15 protein-coding genes and 1 tRNA gene are annotated in these 15,405 nt (G+C 62.2%); 6 read left to right on the forward strand and 10 right to left on the reverse strand.

Translation table 11 applies throughout. The features are described from left to right. The first annotated feature begins 3 nt into the window (after nt 1-3). Nucleotides 4-77: transfer RNA gene (locus tag BG83_RS0108945), tRNA-Gly, on the forward strand. Between the two features lie 86 nt (nt 78-163). Beyond that, nucleotides 164-937 carry a tRNA (guanosine(46)-N7)-methyltransferase TrmB gene (gene trmB / locus BG83_RS0108950; protein ID WP_024976393.1) on the forward strand — a complete coding sequence of 258 codons (774 nt, stop codon included), beginning with the start codon at nt 164-166 and terminating at the stop codon, nt 935-937. Between the two features lie 25 nt (nt 938-962). Here the strand turns inward: trmB and BG83_RS0108955 are convergent, their stop codons facing one another. The 4 genes from BG83_RS0108955 to BG83_RS0108970 form a co-directional block, all read right to left on the reverse strand. Then, complete coding sequence (locus BG83_RS0108955) at nt 963-2,075, reverse strand: NADH:flavin oxidoreductase/NADH oxidase (RefSeq protein WP_024976394.1); 1,113 nt, start codon at nt 2,073-2,075, stop codon at nt 963-965. Nucleotides 2,076-2,194: 119 nt separating this feature from the next. Then, a complete protein-coding gene (locus BG83_RS0108960; protein WP_024976395.1) occupies nt 2,195-3,076 on the reverse strand; it encodes an undecaprenyl-diphosphate phosphatase in 882 nt (293 codons plus the stop codon). Nucleotides 3,077-3,127: 51 nt separating this feature from the next. Next, nucleotides 3,128-3,721, reverse strand: coding sequence for a DUF1439 domain-containing protein (locus BG83_RS0108965; RefSeq protein ID WP_024976396.1), 594 nt, complete (start codon nt 3,719-3,721; stop codon nt 3,128-3,130). A gap of 6 nt (nt 3,722-3,727) precedes the next feature. Then, entirely contained in the window at nt 3,728-3,985 is a 258-nt protein-coding gene (locus tag BG83_RS0108970) for a YkgJ family cysteine cluster protein (protein WP_080693671.1), read from the reverse strand. Nucleotides 3,986-4,166: 181 nt separating this feature from the next. On the opposite strand from BG83_RS0108970, the gene BG83_RS0108975 reads away from it, so the two are divergent. The 4 genes from BG83_RS0108975 (at nt 4,167) to BG83_RS0108990 (ending at nt 7,586) form a co-directional block, all read left to right on the forward strand. Further along, the gene (locus tag BG83_RS0108975; protein ID WP_024976398.1) at nt 4,167-4,910 is read left to right on the forward strand and encodes a TetR/AcrR family transcriptional regulator; all 744 of its coding nucleotides are present in this window, start codon (nt 4,167-4,169) and stop codon (nt 4,908-4,910) included. Between the two features lie 95 nt (nt 4,911-5,005). Beyond that, nucleotides 5,006-5,656, forward strand: a complete 651-nt coding sequence (locus BG83_RS0108980; RefSeq protein WP_024976399.1) for a protein-L-isoaspartate O-methyltransferase family protein — start codon at nt 5,006-5,008, stop codon at nt 5,654-5,656. Between the two features lie 23 nt (nt 5,657-5,679). Then, nucleotides 5,680-6,012 (forward strand): rhodanese-like domain-containing protein, encoded by a 333-nt coding sequence (locus BG83_RS0108985; protein WP_024976400.1) that lies wholly within the window; start codon nt 5,680-5,682, stop codon nt 6,010-6,012. Between the two features lie 137 nt (nt 6,013-6,149). After that, the gene (locus BG83_RS0108990; protein WP_024976401.1) at nt 6,150-7,586 is read left to right on the forward strand and encodes a TolC family outer membrane protein; all 1,437 of its coding nucleotides are present in this window, start codon (nt 6,150-6,152) and stop codon (nt 7,584-7,586) included. Here BG83_RS0108990 and BG83_RS0108995 read toward each other — a convergent pair whose 3' ends face one another. From BG83_RS0108995 to BG83_RS0109020, 6 genes are all read right to left on the reverse strand, one after another. Then, nucleotides 7,587-8,267, reverse strand: coding sequence for an META domain-containing protein (locus BG83_RS0108995; RefSeq protein WP_024976402.1), 681 nt, complete (start codon nt 8,265-8,267; stop codon nt 7,587-7,589). A gap of 103 nt (nt 8,268-8,370) precedes the next feature. After that, the gene (waaA, locus tag BG83_RS0109000) at nt 8,371-9,687 is read right to left on the reverse strand and encodes a lipid IV(A) 3-deoxy-D-manno-octulosonic acid transferase (protein ID WP_024976403.1); all 1,317 of its coding nucleotides are present in this window, start codon (nt 9,685-9,687) and stop codon (nt 8,371-8,373) included. Continuing rightward, the gene (gene waaC, locus BG83_RS0109005) at nt 9,687-10,685 is read right to left on the reverse strand and encodes a lipopolysaccharide heptosyltransferase I (RefSeq protein ID WP_024976404.1); all 999 of its coding nucleotides are present in this window, start codon (nt 10,683-10,685) and stop codon (nt 9,687-9,689) included. Before waaC ends, waaA begins: the two co-directional genes overlap by 1 nt. A 43-nt stretch (nt 10,686-10,728) precedes the next feature. After that, complete coding sequence (locus tag BG83_RS0109010) at nt 10,729-12,117, reverse strand: phosphomannomutase/phosphoglucomutase (RefSeq protein WP_024976405.1); 1,389 nt, start codon at nt 12,115-12,117, stop codon at nt 10,729-10,731. A gap of 150 nt (nt 12,118-12,267) precedes the next feature. After that, nucleotides 12,268-14,208 carry a polysaccharide biosynthesis protein gene (locus BG83_RS0109015; RefSeq protein WP_024976406.1) on the reverse strand — a complete coding sequence of 647 codons (1,941 nt, stop codon included), beginning with the start codon at nt 14,206-14,208 and terminating at the stop codon, nt 12,268-12,270. Nucleotides 14,209-14,213: 5 nt separating this feature from the next. Then, the gene (locus tag BG83_RS0109020; protein WP_024976407.1) at nt 14,214-15,389 is read right to left on the reverse strand and encodes a DegT/DnrJ/EryC1/StrS family aminotransferase; all 1,176 of its coding nucleotides are present in this window, start codon (nt 15,387-15,389) and stop codon (nt 14,214-14,216) included. Nucleotides 15,390-15,405 lie beyond the last annotated feature (16 nt).

Raw genomic sequence — 15,405 nt, forward strand, 5'->3', positions numbered from 1 at the left:
TGCGCGGGCGTCGTATAATGGTAATACCCTAGCTTCCCAAGCTAGAGCCGTGGGTTCGATTCCCATCGCCCGCTCCACCGAATAGTCTGAAGCCGCCCTCGGCGGCTTTTTTGTTGCCTGCTCGCCCCTCATTCCACCGACGGGCAAACGGCACGGGATCTCCATGCAGCCCATCGGACAACCGGGCACCGGCCCCGACGACATCACGCCGGAATCGCAAGACACCAATACCGCGGAAGGCGACGAAACGGGCGCGGAAACCGGGCACCCACGCCGCATCCGCTCGTTCGTGCGCCGGGCCGGCCGCACGTCGACCGGCCAGCAGCGCGCCATCGATGAACTCGGGCCCCGCTTCCAACTGCCCTACACTGCCGAGCCGCTCGACTGGGAAGCCGCCTTCGGCCGCACCGGCGCCAAGCGCATCTTCGAGATCGGCTTCGGCATGGGCGAGACCACCGCGCACATCGCGCAATTGCGCCCGGACGACGATTTTCTCGGTGTGGAAGTGCATGAGCCGGGCGTTGGCGCACTGCTCAAGCTGATCGGCGAACGCGAGATCGGCAACATCCGCATCGTTTCGCACGATGCGGTGGAGGTGCTGGCGCAGATGATTCCGGAAGGCACGCTTGATGGCATCCACGTGTTCTTCCCCGACCCGTGGCACAAGAAGCGCCACAACAAGCGACGCCTGATCCAAAGCCCGTTCGTGGCGCGTCTAGCGGCCCACCTGAAGCCCGGCGGCTACTTGCATTGCGCGACCGACTGGGAGGAATACGCTCACCAGATGCTGGAGGTGCTGTCCGCCGAACCGACGCTGGAAAACACCGCCGACGGCTTCGCGCCGCGCCCCGACTACCGCCCCGTCACCAAGTTCGAAAAACGCGGCCTGCGCCTCGGGCACGGCGTGTGGGACGTGGTCTTCCGCAAGCGCGGCTAGCCGTATCCGCGCACGCTAGCCCGCGTTAGCGTGCGCCGAAATGCGTATCGCCGAAGAGGTTCTTGGCGTGGCGCGGGAAAGCGCGCCAGTACTGCGGCGGCGCCTTGACCGTCGCGCCCAGTTCGGCAGCCGCAGCCCAGGCCCAGTGCGGGTTGTAGAGAAAGGCCCGGCCGACGGCGACCAAATCCGCACGCCCTTGCGCAACGATGGCCTCCGCCTCGTGTGCTTCGTTGATGAGCCCAACGGCGATGGTGGGGATGTCCGCTTCGTGGCGGATCTTCTCGGCGAACGGCACCTGATAGCCCGTAGAGAGCGGAATCTGCTGCAGCGGCGACACACCGCCTGACGACGCATCGATCCAATCGCAGCCGCGCGCACGCAGTGCCTGCGCAAATACCACCGAATCCTCCGGCGTCCAACCGCCCTCCACCCAATCGGTGGCAGACACGCGCACGCCAACCGGAATGTTGTCCGGCACCACGGCGCGCACCGCTTCAAAAATCTCCAGCGGATAACGCATGCGGTTCTCACGCGAACCGCCATAGGCATCGGTGCGCTGATTGGCAATCGGCGACAGGAATTCGTGCAATAGATAGCCATGCGCGGCGTGCAGCTCGATGGCCGATAGCCCCAAACGCACAGCCCGGCGCGCGGTATCGACAAACTGGTCGCGCACGCGGGCGAGGTCCGCATCGGACATCTCGCGCGGGGCGCGCTCTTCGGGGCGCTGCGGCAACGCGGACGGACCCATCGTTTCCCAGCCGCCGGCATCGAGCGCCAACAATGCACCGCCTTCCCAGGGCCGAGCGCTTGAAGCCTTGCGGCCTGCGTGCGCGATCTGCATGCCGATCGGCACCAGCGCGTTCTGGCGAATGGCAGCAAGCGTGCGCTCAAGCGCGGCTTCGGTCGCGTCGTCCCACAAACCCAGGCAACCGTTCGTAATGCGCCCTTCCAGCGACACGGCGGTCGCCTCGATCATCAGCAACCCGGCCCCCGAAAGCGACAGGCCGCCCAAATGTGTGTGGTGCCACGCCGTAGCTTGGCCGTTGACGGCCGAATACTGGCACATCGGCGAGATGACGATGCGGTTCTCAAGCGTGAGACCGCGCAAGGAAAAAGGCTGGAAAAGAGCACTCATGATCGGGAGATTCGGCAGTCAGCGGCTGGCTAAAGAAACCGCCAGTGTGTCCGAATCCGCCCGATCGTGCAGACGGTGCGAAAGCCTCGCACCGAGGAAGGGAAATGCTCGCCGGTGGCTTAGGCTTGCCAGGCGATGAGGTGCGTATAAGCCGTCACCAGAACGATGACCCCGAAGATGATCCGGTACCAAGCAAAGCCGCGGAAATCATGCGTGGCAATGAACTTCAGCAGCCAGCGCACGCAGAAGAACGCCGAGATGAATGCGGCCACAAAACCGACCGCGAAGATGGACAGATCGTCAGCCGACAGCAGCGCGCGCGACTTGTACAGCTCGTACACCGTCGCGCCAAAAATCACGGGAATCGCCAGGAAGAACGAGAACTCCGTGGCCACCTTGCGCGACAGCCCGAACAGCAAGCCGCCGATGATGGTCGCGCCCGAACGCGACGTGCCCGGAATCAGCGCGAAACACTGCGCGAAGCCCACCTTGATGGCATCGGAGATGCGCAGGTCATCCAGCGTTTCAATGCGTGGCGCGCCAGCCTTGGCGGCTTCGAGCAGTGCATTGGCGCGCGGATCGTGCGTCTCGCCGCGATGACGTTCGCGCCATTCGGCCCACAGAATCACGAAGCCCCCGAGGATGAACGCCGACGCCACCACGATCGGGTTGAACAGATGCGCCTTGATCGCCTTGCCGAAGATCAGCGCAAGCGTGATCGCAGGAATCGTCGCCACGATCACGTTGATTGCAAAACGCTGCTGGCGCGGGTCATTCGGCAGACCCTTGATCACGTCGATGATCTTGTGACGGAACTCCCAGCACACCGCTAGGATGGCGCCGAACTGGATCACGATCTCGAAGATCTTGCCCTTCTCGTCATTGAAATCGAGCAGTTGGCCAGCGAGGATCAAATGGCCCGTGCTGGAAATGGGAAGGAACTCGGTCAGACCTTCGACGATGCCGAGAATCAGCGCTTTGATGGCGAGTGCGATATCCATGCAGTAAGCAAAGAGGGAAAAGAAAATGAAGCGCTGGGCGCGCAGCAGGACTCAGGGCCGCTTGGCCTGAACGTGCACGCCTTCGGGCAAAACCGTGATTGTACCGGGCTCTACGGCAATGCCAGCCACTTTCAGCTGTTCGGGCTTGAACGTGTAGACGGCGTAGTCGCTGAGCAGTTGGCCGGCAATCAACGAACCGATCGAACTGATCTGCGGGCCGATGCCGCCGGGCACGTTCTGCAAATCGAAGCGATCGACAGTGGGCTGATCCAGGCGAATCGAATGCGTGGGCGAGTCGTAATGCAAGCCGCTGGATACGGCCAGAGGCCCCGTCAGCGGCTGACGGAACAGACCGCTCTGCACCACAGCGTCCGCCTGGATGGCAATGCGATTGCGCGCGGGGTCAAGCGACACCTGCGGGTTGGACAATGTCACGTCAAAGAAGCCGAGAAAGCGCCGCTGGAACGGAAACTTGCGCGCCAGGGCATCTTGCATCTGGCCGCGGGAAAAGGTGTAGCCGTCGCCAGTCCAGCCGGTCGGCATGCAAGCCACGAGCGTGACGGCAACGGTCACAGCAACAGCGGCCGCACCCGCCCACCAGCGGACGCGGTTGGAGCGGGCGGCAGGTTTCGTGGAATCGGTCATGGTAAATCAGTGCGCTGCGGTAGCGATTTCAAGTCGGGTCAGAAACTGCATGGCGTGGGTGGCCGAGCGGCCGCACATGTCGGGCTCGGGCTGCAGGCTACCGCACACCGCCGGACGTTCCGGCTGGCCGAAGATACGACAACCGTTGGCCTCGTCCAGTTGCGCGCAGCGCACGCCTGCCGGCTTGCCGTTCGGCATGCCAGGAATCGGGCTGGAGATGGAAGGCGCGATGCAGCACGCGCCGCAGTGGGGTCGACAGTCCATGCTGTCCAAGTCAACGAAATCGGGGCGGAAACCGCTATTGTGCACCAGCACAATCGAGGCCTAGTCTGATTGACAATGCCGATGCCGCTTGACCCACCCTTGCGGCATGCGTACATTAATGACCGGAAAGTAAGTTATCTGTGAGTCAGTGATCGTGCGCACTGACTGACCCCCTACCGCCGTGACTGATCAAGATTCCGAGTCTTCCTCCAAACGCTGGACCCGCCGCAAAGAGGCCCGCCCCCAAGAACTGGTCGCTGCCGCGCTGAACCTGTTCGTGGCGCGCGGCTACGCGGCCACGCGGCTGGAAGATGTGGCCTCTGCAGCCGGGGTATCCAAGGGCACGGTCTACCTGTATTTCGCCAACAAAGAAGAGCTGTTCAAGGCCGTTGTGCAGGAAAACCTGGTGCCCGCACTGGCTGAGGGCGAAGCCCTGATCGACAGCTTTGATGGCACCAGCGAAGCGCTGCTGCACGAGATTCTGATGGGCTGGTGGGAACTGATCGGCGAATCGCCAGCTTCGGGCCTCACCAAGCTGCTGATGGCCGAATCGGGCAACTTTCCGGACTTGGCGCAGTACTACCACGAAGAAGTGATCGAGCGCTGCGACCGCTTGTTCGCGCGCATCCTCGAACGGGGCATGGCCCGCGGCGAATTCCGCGACGTCAACATCGACCTCACCACGCTGACCATGGTCGCGCCGATGATCTTCCTCATGATGTGGAAGCATTCGTTCGGCCCGTGCTCGCACCGGGAGTTGGAGCCTAAGGCGTTCATCTCCCATGTGGTGTCGCTGCTGCTGCACGGCGTGCTTCGCAATCCAGTGACAGGCGCAGTGATTCCGCCGCCGCCCGCCCTCACCGCACAACCGTGGCGCACGTTGCCAGAAGGTCCTGGCAACCCCGATGAAGGCACCGCGTCATGACAATGTCTGCCGGAATGTCCTCCGGACTTGCTAAAATGCCGGGTTTGTCGTCAAACCCTCATTCGCATCACTCGCTCCGCGTGGAAGGCATGCCCATGGACATCGAAAAATCCCGGTTCAACATGATCGAGCAGCAAATCCGTCCTTGGGACGTGCTCGATACCGACGTTCTCGACCTGCTCAGCGTCGTCAAACGCGAACATTACGTGCCTGAGGCCTACCGCGCGTTGGCCTTTGTCGACATGGAAATCCCGCTGGCCGGCGGCCAGAACATGCTGGCTCCGCGTGTGGAAGCCCGGGTGCTGCAGGAGCTGGCTGTGCGCAAGCATGAAGACGTGCTGGAAGTGGGTGCAGGTTCCGGCTACATGGCCGCCCTGCTGGCCCATCGCGGCCGCCAAGTCACCACACTCGACATCGTGCCGGAGCTCGTCTCCTTTGCCCGCGACAATCTTTCGCGCAATAGCGTAACCAACGTCGACGTGGTCGAAGCCAGCGGCGCGCAGGGCTGGGGCGATGGCCTGTACGACGTCATCTGCGTATCGGGCTCGGTGCCCGCCGTGCCGGAAGCACTGCTCAAGCAGCTCAAGGTGGGCGGTCGCCTGTCGATCTTCGTGGGCGGCGCGCCGGTCATGGAAGCACAGCTGATCACGCGCATCTCCAACACCGAATATCAGACGCGCAACCTGTTCGAGACCTATGTGGCGCCGCTGGTGGGCGTTCCTGCACCGTCGCTCTTCCGCTTCTGATCCATCTCGGCTCCCCAATCATCATGCAACAGCTCGCTCCCACCGCCCTCGCCCAATGGCTCGCCGACGCATCGCGCGCGAAGCCCGTCCTGCTCGACGTGCGCTGGACGGAGGAGTTGGAGATCTGTGCCATTCCCGGCATTACGCACATTCCGATGGACCAGATCCCGGCGCGTGCCAGCGAGCTGAATGCTGACCAAGACATCGTCTGCATCTGCCACCACGGCGGACGCAGCGCGCAGGTTGCGCAGTATCTGATCACGCAGGGTGGCTTTGATGCCGCGCGTGTCTACAACCTGCAAGGCGGCGTCCACGCCTGGGCTAACCAGGTGGACCCGCAGATGGCGACGTACTGATTGGGGAAGCCGCCGCCGGGCACAAACCTGTTCACCATCGACGCAGTCTGAACAGGCTCTGACGCGCCCGCGCTGCCTTCCGAACGTTTTCCTCGCTCGGGGGCTTTATGACTGTTGCTCGCAGTAGCCGTACGCGGATGGCCGCGCGCGGTTCGCTTGTTGTGCTGTGCTGTTCCATGATGCCGATGTTCGCGTGGGCGCAGCCCCAACCGAACACGGCGACCGCGACCGACCTCCTCTCTGCCTACCGCGCCGCGCTGGCCAACGATCCGCAATTCGCATCAGCCCGTGCGCAGTCGCTCGCGCAACGCGAGAAGCTCACGCAAGGCCGAGCCGGTTTGCTACCGCAGATCGGCGGCGCCTGGAGTTCCACGCGCGTCATCTTTGATCAAACCGCTCCGGCCGAATTCAACAAGACGTTCTCGTCGACGGGCTGGACGCTGTCGCTGTCGCAGCCGCTCTTCCGCTGGGACCGCTGGGAAACCTACAAGCAAGGCGAAATTGCTGCGCAGGCCGCCGAGGCCTCGCTCGCGCAAGCGCAGCTCGACCTCATCACGCGTACGGCGCAGGCCTACTTTGACGTGCTCAACGCGCAGGACACGTTGCAGCTCGCCACCGCGCAACGCGATGCGATCCAGCAGCAGTACGAACAAGCGCGTCGCAACTTCGACGTTGGCAACGCCAACATCACTGACGCAAATGACGCACAGGCCCGCCGCGATGCCATCGACGCCAGCGTCATCGCCGCACGCAGCGACTTTGAGATCAAACAATCGGCGCTCAAGCAGATCATCGGGGAGCCCGTTGGCACGCTGGCCGGCGTGCGTCCAGGCGTCACGATCCCCCAGCCTGAACCGGCTTCAGCAGAGCCTTGGGTGGACCAAGCGCGCAGCAGCAACCTGCAAGTGGCGCTGGCGCAGTACAACCTGCAAAGCGCGGAGCGCGATGTGAAGAAGGCGACCGCAGGTCATCTGCCTTCGGTCGATCTGGTGGCGCAGACCGGCCACACCAATGCGAGCGGTAACCAATATCTGCCCTCGCTGCCCGGGGGCGCGCGTTTTGACAGTTCACAGATTGGCGTGCAGGTGTCGATTCCGATCTTTGCGGGCGGTGCGATCCAGTCGCGCGTGCGTGAGAACATCGCGCTGGAAACCAAGGCCGCGAACGACCTCGAATTTGCCCGCCGCTCTGCCGAGCAAGGCGCACGGCAAGCGTACATCGGCGTCATCGCAGGACTGGCGCAGGTCAAAGCGCTGGAAGCGGCCGAGCTGTCGGCGCGTACAGCGTACGACTCCAACCAGCTTGCCTACGGGGTGGGCGTGCGCATCGGCACCGACGTGCTGAATTCACAGGCGCAGCTCTTTCAGGCGCGGCGCGATCTGGCACGCGCGCGTTATGACACCATCGTCAACGGGCTGCGGCTGAAGTCTGCCGCCGGCTCGTTGAGTGAGGCAGACGTGATCCAAGTGAACACGCTGCTCACAGCCAACGGTTCGAGCGATATCACCGCGTTGCCGCCGGCAAGCGCCAAACCCGAACTGGCGAAACGTGCCGGCAAATCGGCCAAACGCTGATCAGTGTGTCTGGCCGCGCGGCGGCAGCGGCCGCTCGGCAAACTGCAGCAACGCGCCGCTCGTGGTCTTCCAGATGACTTGGCGGCCTTGCTTGCCGTTGGCCGAGGGCTGCATACCGACGGTCGCCAGGGGCGATTTGAGCGCCTCCAGGAACGCAGTCTCCAGCTCCATACGCGCCGGGTCGCACGCCATACGCGTTGACACCAGGTTGCCGAAGCGCATGCCCGAAGCGAGCTTCTCGTACGGCCCCGAGAACCGATTGCAGCCCGAGTAGCCGGACACCACGCCGTTGGCCGCCTCCAGGCCGCCACTGAATTCGATCGAGATCGGCTGCGTAGCCGGGTCAGCATCGTCGCCCTCGGCGGAAGGCAATTCCTTGGGCGCGGCGCCCGACTCTTGCCAACGCACGAGCACGAAACGCGAGCGGCCTTCGCCCTGCGCTTGCGCGAGTGTCGCCTGGCCCGGATTGGGCGCTGCGCTAGCGGGTGTTTGTTTGGTTTCAGCGGCCGGCGCTGACGCGGCTACGGGGGCCGCCACAGCGGGCGTGGATGAAGGTGTCGGCGTCATGCAGCCGGCACCGATGATGGTGGCGGCGGTTACTGCGGCCAACGCCATGGCGGTCAGCACCACACGGCGCGGCGTTCGCAGCAGGCTCGGCTTGGGACGATTCGGTAGGGACATGAACGGGTCGTGAACGGTGACGGAATGCAAACCACATGAAGAGCCGTTAGTCTGCCCGGCTCGCAATGAGTTCGCACTTTTCGTGCCGGACATGCACTGCGCCTTACAGCGTCGGCAACACCAAGGAGGCCACCGCTTCCACCGTGCGCGCCGTCGCGCCGCCGTGTGTGGCGGCAAAGGCCAGCGCGGCGCGCGATGCGCTCTCACGCGCGTCGGCATCCGACAGCCACGCGTCGATCACACGCATGACACCAGCGGCGTCTTCCACCTGCTCGCATGCACCCGCAGCGACCGCATCGCGCGTCGCCTGCGCAAAGTTGAACGTGTGTGGCCCGATGACCACGGGCGTGCCGACCGCGCAGGCCTCGATCAAGTTCTGCCCACCAAGCGGAAGCAAGCTGCCGCCGATGAACGCCGCTTCCGCCGCCGCGTAATACAGCGCCATCTCGCCCATCGAGTCGCCGAGCAGGACATCGGCATCAGCAAGGGCATCGGCATCCGCCACGCCTGCAGCAGACACCGACAATGCACTGCGACGCACGACGCGCAAGCCTACGCGTTCGGCCGCCAGGGCCACTTCATCAAAACGCTGCGGATGACGCGGCACGAGAATCAGCAAGGCATGCCGGCGTCCGACATGCTGCGCGCGATGCGCTTGCCACGCGTCCAGCAGCAGGGCCTCTTCGCCCTCACGCGTGCTGGCCGCCACCCATGCAGACCGACCGCGCAGCGCATCACGCAGCACGCGACCGGCCATGATCTGGTCCACATGCGGCGTAATGTCGAACTTCAGGTTCCCGGTGACGCGCACACGTGGCACGCCAAGCGAGCGATAACGATCGGCATCGTCAGGCGTCTGAGCCAACACGGCCGCGAGTTGCGCGTACGTCTGGCGCGCTGCATCGCCAAGGCGCGCCGTACGCCGGTGGCTGCGCGCAGACAGGCGTCCGTTGACGAGCACCATCGGCACGCCAGCGGCATAGGCGCGCTCAATCAGCACCGGCCAGATCTCGGTCTCCATTAGCAAACCAAGGCGCGGCTGGAAATGACGCAGAAACCGATCGACAGCACTCGGCAAGTCGTACGGCAGATACGCCTGGATGACGCGGCCGTTGCGTTGCGCCGCAAATTCGGCGCCGGTGCGGCGACCTGTCGGCGTCATGTGGGTCAGCAGGACGGCGTGATGGGGAAAGCGCGCAAGCAGCGCATCGATGAGCGGCTGCGCGGCACGCGTCTCACCAACGGACACGGCATGCACCCACAGCAACGGACGATCCGGATTCGGGCGTGGCGAGTAGAAGCCGAGCCGCTCGCCGACGTGCTGGCGATAACCGGGCTCCTTGCGGCCGCGCCACCACAGGCGCAGCAGCGCGAACGGCAGCGCGATGCGCCACAACCAGCGATACAGAACGCGGAGCATCAGAGCACACCCAGCGCACGCAGCGCATCAAGCGCTTGCGCGCTGGTGGGATGGGCCTCGGCGCTGCCGAGGTCGTGCACATTGGGCGTCCAATAACCGCCCGTGCGCCACGACGTGGTGAAGTTGTAGAGCGCCACCGTCGGCTTGCACAGCGCTGCAGCAATGTGCACAAGACCGGTGTCCACACCTACTACCGCAGTCGCCTGATCAAGAAACGCCGTCACATCGGGCAGCGACATGCGCGGCGGAATCACCACGCGCCCCACCATGCCCGGCGCCGCAGCGACGATGGCTTCGCGGATGGATTCACTCGTGCGCCGCTCCGTTTCACTGCCCCACGGTAGCGCGATGGCGTAGTCGCGTGCCAACAACTCGCGCGCGACGTCAACCCACGCCGCCTGCGGCCACCCCTTATCGGCACGCGAAGTCGCATGCACCAGCGCCACGTACGGGCGCGGCAGTTTGAACGGCAAGTCGGCCGGCGGCTGCAAACCGAAATCGATGGTATCGGGCAGCGCGTAACCGAGTGCCTCCGCCACCATGCGGCGCGAGCGCTCGACCACGTGCACGCGCGGCTCCATCTCGATCTTGCGCTGATAGAACAGCTTGGCGAGCGGCTCATAGCCGGCGCCTTCCGTACGATTGCCAAGGCCCGCCACGAAACCACCCGATGTCAGCTTGGCCTGCGCGGCAATGAGAGCAGTCTTGATGAGCCCCTGCGTGTCCAGCACAGCATCGTACGAATTGGCGCGCAACGCACGGCGGAACGCCGCCATCTCACCCCACGTTTTTCCGGCTCCGAGCGACTTGCGCCAACGCCGCAGCGCAAACGGAATCACACCCTGCACGCCGCGCACGATGCGGACAATACCCGCGAAGCCTTCTTCAACCACCCAGTCGATCTCGGCATCCGGATAGGCCCGCAGAATATCGGCCACGACCGGCGTGCAATGCACCACATCGCCAAGCGACGATACCTTGACGATCAGCACACGCATGCCGTTACCCTTTCCCCCAACTTCATGAGCGCGGACCGTGCGATCAGAACGGCAGTTGCGCGTCCGGCTTCTCGGCCAGGATCACGCGGCGGAATTCGCCCTGGATGCGCGCCATCGCGGCATCGTTGTCGGCCTCGAAACGCATCACCACCACTGGCGTGGTGTTGGACGGGCGCGCCAAGCCAAAGCCATCTTCGTATTCCACGCGCACGCCATCGATGCGATTGACTTCCTTAGCGCCTGCAAACGTGGCGTTGGCCTTGATCTTGTCGAGCAGCTCAAAGGACTCACCCTCGGCACACTTCAGTTGCAGCTCAGGCGTGCAGTGCGAATTCGGCAGCGCGTTGAGCGTGGCGCTCGGGTCTGCCAAGCGCGAAACGATCTCCAGCAGACGCGCGCCCGTGTAAAGCCCGTCATCAAAGCCGTACCAGCGGTCCTTGAAGAAGATATGGCCGCTCATCTCGCCGGCCAGCGGTGCGCCCGTTTCCTTCAGTTTGGCCTTGACCAGCGAATGGCCGGTCTTCCACATCGTCGCCTTGCCGCCGTGCTCACGAATGAACGGCGCCAGCTTGCCCGTGCACTTCACGTCGAAAATGATTTCACCGCCTGGGTTGCGCGACAGCACTTCCTGCGCAAACAGCATCAACTGACGGTCTGGGAAGATCACCTGGCCGTCCTTGGTGACCACGCCCAAGCGGTCGCCATCGCCGTCGAAGGCGAGGCCAAGTTCACAATCCGTGGTCTGCAGCGTGCGCACGAGGTCTTGCAGATTCTCAACGTGGGCCGGATCCGGATGGTGGTTCGGGAAATGGCCATCCACTTCGCAGAACAGCTCCGTCACCTCACAGCCCATCGCGCGAAACAGCTCCGGCGCAAAAGCACCTGCCACGCCGTTGCCACAGTCCACCGCAATCTTCATCGGGCGGCTCAGCTTAACGTCCGAGACGATTCGGTCGATGTACTGCTGGCGGATGTCCACCTGGACGTAGTCGCCGGCGCCTTCCGTGAAATCGCCCTGCTCGATGCGCGTGCGCAACGCTTGGATTTGGTCTCCATAGATGGCCTGGCCTGCCAGCACCATCTTGAAGCCGTTGTAGTCCGGCGGGTTGTGGCTGCCCGTGACCATCACGCCCGAGGTAGCGCGACGCCCGGCCAGTTCGATGTTCGTGCCGAAGTAGACCATCGGCGTGGCGACAAGACCCAGATCGATCACATCGACGCCGCTCGCGCGCAGGCCGTCTGCCAGCGCTGCCAGAAGTTCGGGGCCGGACAGGCGGCCGTCGCGGCCGATCACCACTGCGGACTCGCCCTTGGCGCGTGCTGCGGAGCCGAAGGCACGGCCGATGAGGCGTGCGGTGTCAGCATCGACGGTTTTTCCGACGATGCCGCGGATGTCGTAGGCTTTGAAGATGGTGGGGTGGATGCTGCTCATGCAGGACTTTTTCGGGAGGAAGAGTTCTTCTGATTCTAACAATGCAGGCCCTTATCGGTTGCCGCCGCCAAATCCTCCCGTCGGAAGACGCTCGGCCATGCGCTCTTTGACAGAGACTTCCTCAAAATCTGCCTGCATCGCACGTGGTATCTAGAGGGCCTCGGTAATTTGACACTCCTTTGCCTGTTGGAGTCCATATCCATGGACATGTTCGCTAAGGATGTCCTTGATTAGATCTTGGTCATTCCACTCCGCCGCGCTCTGCAATGTTGCTAGTACCGGCTCAAAATCCTTCCAAGGCACATAGTCCTCTCGAGCTTTCATGATTCGTTCGTGCGCCGTTGCTTCGGGATTGTCACCAATCAACAACTCCTCGTAGAGCTTCTCGCCTGGGCGCAAACCTGTAACCCTAATTTCTATATCACCAGCCGAGTTTTGTTCGTCTCGTACCGTGAGTCCTGACAATTTCACCATCTGGCGAGCAAGATCAATGATCTTCACAGGTTGTCCCATATCAAGAACAAATACCTCACCGCCATGTGCCATCGCACCGGCTTGCAAGACTAATTGCGCGGCCTCAGGAATCGTCATGAAATAGCGCGTCACGTCTTTGTGGGTAACTGTAAGTGGACCACCTTCCAGTATCTGTCGGCGAAATAGAGGCACCACACTGCCGCTACTGCCGAGCACATTGCCGAAGCGGACCATAGCAAAAACGGTCTGATTGTCTACGGTTGCCTTCGAGGAACCATCAAGTGCATTGAACTCTACAGTTCGATTTGCGGCCAACGCTTGCAACACCAACTCAGCCATGCGCTTGGTAGCTCCCATCACGTTGGTGGGCCGCACTGCCTTGTCGGTTGAAATTAGTACAAAGTACGCAGTGCCGCTCTCCATGGCCGCTCGCGCCATATTGAGCGTACCAAACACATTGTTTAGAACACCTTCTGCCGGATTGGCCTCCACTAAGGGCACGTGTTTGTACGCCGCCGCGTGATAGACCGTCGTTGGGCGATATAGTTGGCAAATCTCGCGCAAACGCCCAAGCTTGCTCACGCTCGCCAGCAGCGGGACGATTTCGACAGCCAAATGGTGCTCCGTGCACAACCCTTCCAGTTCCCGGTGGCTGGTGTATAAACCGAACTCGTTATGCTCCACCAGCACTAGCCTGCGCGGCTTTTCCATCACGATCTGGCGGCACAACTCGCTACCGATACTCCCCCCGGCACCAGTCACAAGCACCGTCTTGCCCGACAAATTGCGGGCGAGTAGTGCCGCATCGGGGGGCACCGGAGCCCGGCCCAACAAGTCCTCAGCATCAAGCTCCTGGAAGTCGCGTACGGTAACACGACCCGAAGCGAGATCGGCCATCCCGGGAAGCGTACGGACATGCACCGGCAACTCACGCAAACTCGCAATGATGGCATTGCGCCGCGCGCGACCCAGCGACGGCATTGCCAACAGGATGTCGGTTATGCCCATCCGGCTAACTGCATCGCTCACCTCGTCGGGGCCAATGATGTCCAGGCCGTTAATAGTGCGTCCAACCTTAGATGGATCCTCGTCAATAAATCCTAATAACGCAAACTGCTGCCCCACTGCAAGAGCAGATGCCGTCTGTACACCAGCGTCGCCTGCGCCATAGATCAAGAGACGCCCTTCCCATTGGCGGGATTTCGCTGGACGCCCCGTCAACCAAAAGCGCGCCATAGCCCGACTTGTACCAACCAATAGCAGAAACAACATCGGCTGGATTAAACCAACGCTACGCGGCACACCATCCCATTTGAAGAAAAGAAGCGTGCCGAAGAATAACGCACCGTAGATACCCACTGCTTTAGCCGTGCTCGCGAGCGCAGCCATTCCTGTATAGCGAAAAATGGCTCGATAAAGCCCGAAACGCACGAAGAGCGGAAATGCCAATACTGGCGCCAGCAAATACACATACTTCTGCTGCTGGTGGGGCAAGCCGCTCTGATCAATACGCAAGTAGAACGCTACCCAGACCGAAACCACAGCGAGGAGCAAATCCAGCGCCACCACGACGAACCGCTTGGCAGTCCGTGGTAACGTAAGAAGAGGAGCGATCAATTTGTTCACTTAGAGGCCCGCCCCAGGACATCGGCGATTGCCTTGCAGGTCTTAGTGATCTCAGCCTCGGTGAGTGTCGGATGAACAAGAAACATCAGGCTGCCTTCGCCCAAAGCGCGCGCCACAGGCAAACGCTCTGACGGCCGCCAGCCCGTACCATCAAATGCTCTTTCCAAATACACTTCCGAGCATGAGCCTTGATAACAAGGCACACCTGCAGCACAGATTTCTTCTATGATGCGATCACGAGTCCAGCCTACTGACAGCCGGTCCGCATCGACGTAGACGTAGCACTTGTAGTGCGCATGGATACTGCCGGTGGGAATTTCGGGCACACGAACCGCGGGAAAGCGCCGGCATGTATTCCAGATGGCCTCCGCGTTGATGGTACGCTGCCTGGTCCAGGCAGCCATTTTGCGCAACTGAATGCGCCCGATTACGCCCTGTATTTCCAGCATGCGCCAGTTGGTGCCGAAACTCTCATGCAGCCAACGGAAACCCGGCGGATGCTGCCTCTCATATACCGCTTCATAGCTCTTGCCGTGGTCCTTGAAAGACCACATGGCGCGCCACAGCGCTTCATCGTTGGTCGTGACCATGCCCCCCTCTCCGCCAGTGGTCATGATTTTGTCCTGACAGAAACTCCACGCACCGATATGGCCAATGGAGCCTACGCTGCGCCCTCGGTAGCTTGCACCGTGTGCCTGTGCACAGTCCTCGATCACTTTGAAACCGTACTGGTCCGCCAACCCCATGATAGGGTCCATATCGCAGGGCCAACCTCCCAGGTGAACACACACTACCGCCTTCGTACGAGGCGTCAGCACGCGCTGGATGGTGTCCGCAGAGATATTGCCGCTGTCTTCTTCAACATCAGCAAAAACAGGTGTAGCTCCAGCATTCACGACGCACGAAATGCTGGCGATGAATGTCCGTGGGGTGACAATGACTTCGTCGCCCGGACCAACATTTAACGCGTTTAGCGCCACATCCAATGCGAGCGTCCCGTTAGCAAGTGCGACGGCATAGCGCGTATCAACCCAAGCGGCAAACTCCCTCTCAAAGTCGCGGCACTCCGTACCAGTCCAGTAATTCACCTTATTCGACAAAAGCACGCGCTGAATAGCGTCGGCCTCTTCTGAGGTAAAATTTGGCCATGGAGAAAATGGTGTATTAAGCATTCTTATCTCTATGTCT

The organism is Ralstonia pickettii, assembly GCF_000607165.1.
GTDB lineage: Bacteria > Pseudomonadota > Gammaproteobacteria > Burkholderiales > Burkholderiaceae > Ralstonia > Ralstonia holmesii.

Excerpts from the sequence above, each read along its gene's own strand:
- trmB (WP_024976393.1), top strand. The coding sequence starts at position 164 with ATGCAGCCCATCGGACAACCGGGCACCGGCCCCGACGACATCACGCCG.
- BG83_RS0108955 (WP_024976394.1), bottom strand. The coding sequence starts at position 2,075 with ATGAGTGCTCTTTTCCAGCCTTTTTCCTTGCGCGGTCTCACGCTTGAG.
- BG83_RS0108960 (WP_024976395.1), bottom strand. The coding sequence starts at position 3,076 with ATGGATATCGCACTCGCCATCAAAGCGCTGATTCTCGGCATCGTCGAA.
- BG83_RS0108965 (WP_024976396.1), bottom strand. The coding sequence starts at position 3,721 with ATGACCGATTCCACGAAACCTGCCGCCCGCTCCAACCGCGTCCGCTGG.
- BG83_RS0108970 (WP_080693671.1), bottom strand. The coding sequence starts at position 3,985 with ATGGACTGTCGACCCCACTGCGGCGCGTGCTGCATCGCGCCTTCCATC.
- BG83_RS0108980 (WP_024976399.1), top strand. The coding sequence starts at position 5,006 with ATGGACATCGAAAAATCCCGGTTCAACATGATCGAGCAGCAAATCCGT.
- BG83_RS0108985 (WP_024976400.1), top strand. The coding sequence starts at position 5,680 with ATGCAACAGCTCGCTCCCACCGCCCTCGCCCAATGGCTCGCCGACGCA.
- BG83_RS0108990 (WP_024976401.1), top strand. The coding sequence starts at position 6,150 with ATGGCCGCGCGCGGTTCGCTTGTTGTGCTGTGCTGTTCCATGATGCCG.
- BG83_RS0108995 (WP_024976402.1), bottom strand. The coding sequence starts at position 8,267 with ATGTCCCTACCGAATCGTCCCAAGCCGAGCCTGCTGCGAACGCCGCGC.
- waaA (WP_024976403.1), bottom strand. The coding sequence starts at position 9,687 with ATGCTCCGCGTTCTGTATCGCTGGTTGTGGCGCATCGCGCTGCCGTTC.
- waaC (WP_024976404.1), bottom strand. The coding sequence starts at position 10,685 with ATGCGTGTGCTGATCGTCAAGGTATCGTCGCTTGGCGATGTGGTGCAT.
- BG83_RS0109010 (WP_024976405.1), bottom strand. The coding sequence starts at position 12,117 with ATGAGCAGCATCCACCCCACCATCTTCAAAGCCTACGACATCCGCGGC.
- BG83_RS0109020 (WP_024976407.1), bottom strand. The coding sequence starts at position 15,389 with ATGCTTAATACACCATTTTCTCCATGGCCAAATTTTACCTCAGAAGAG.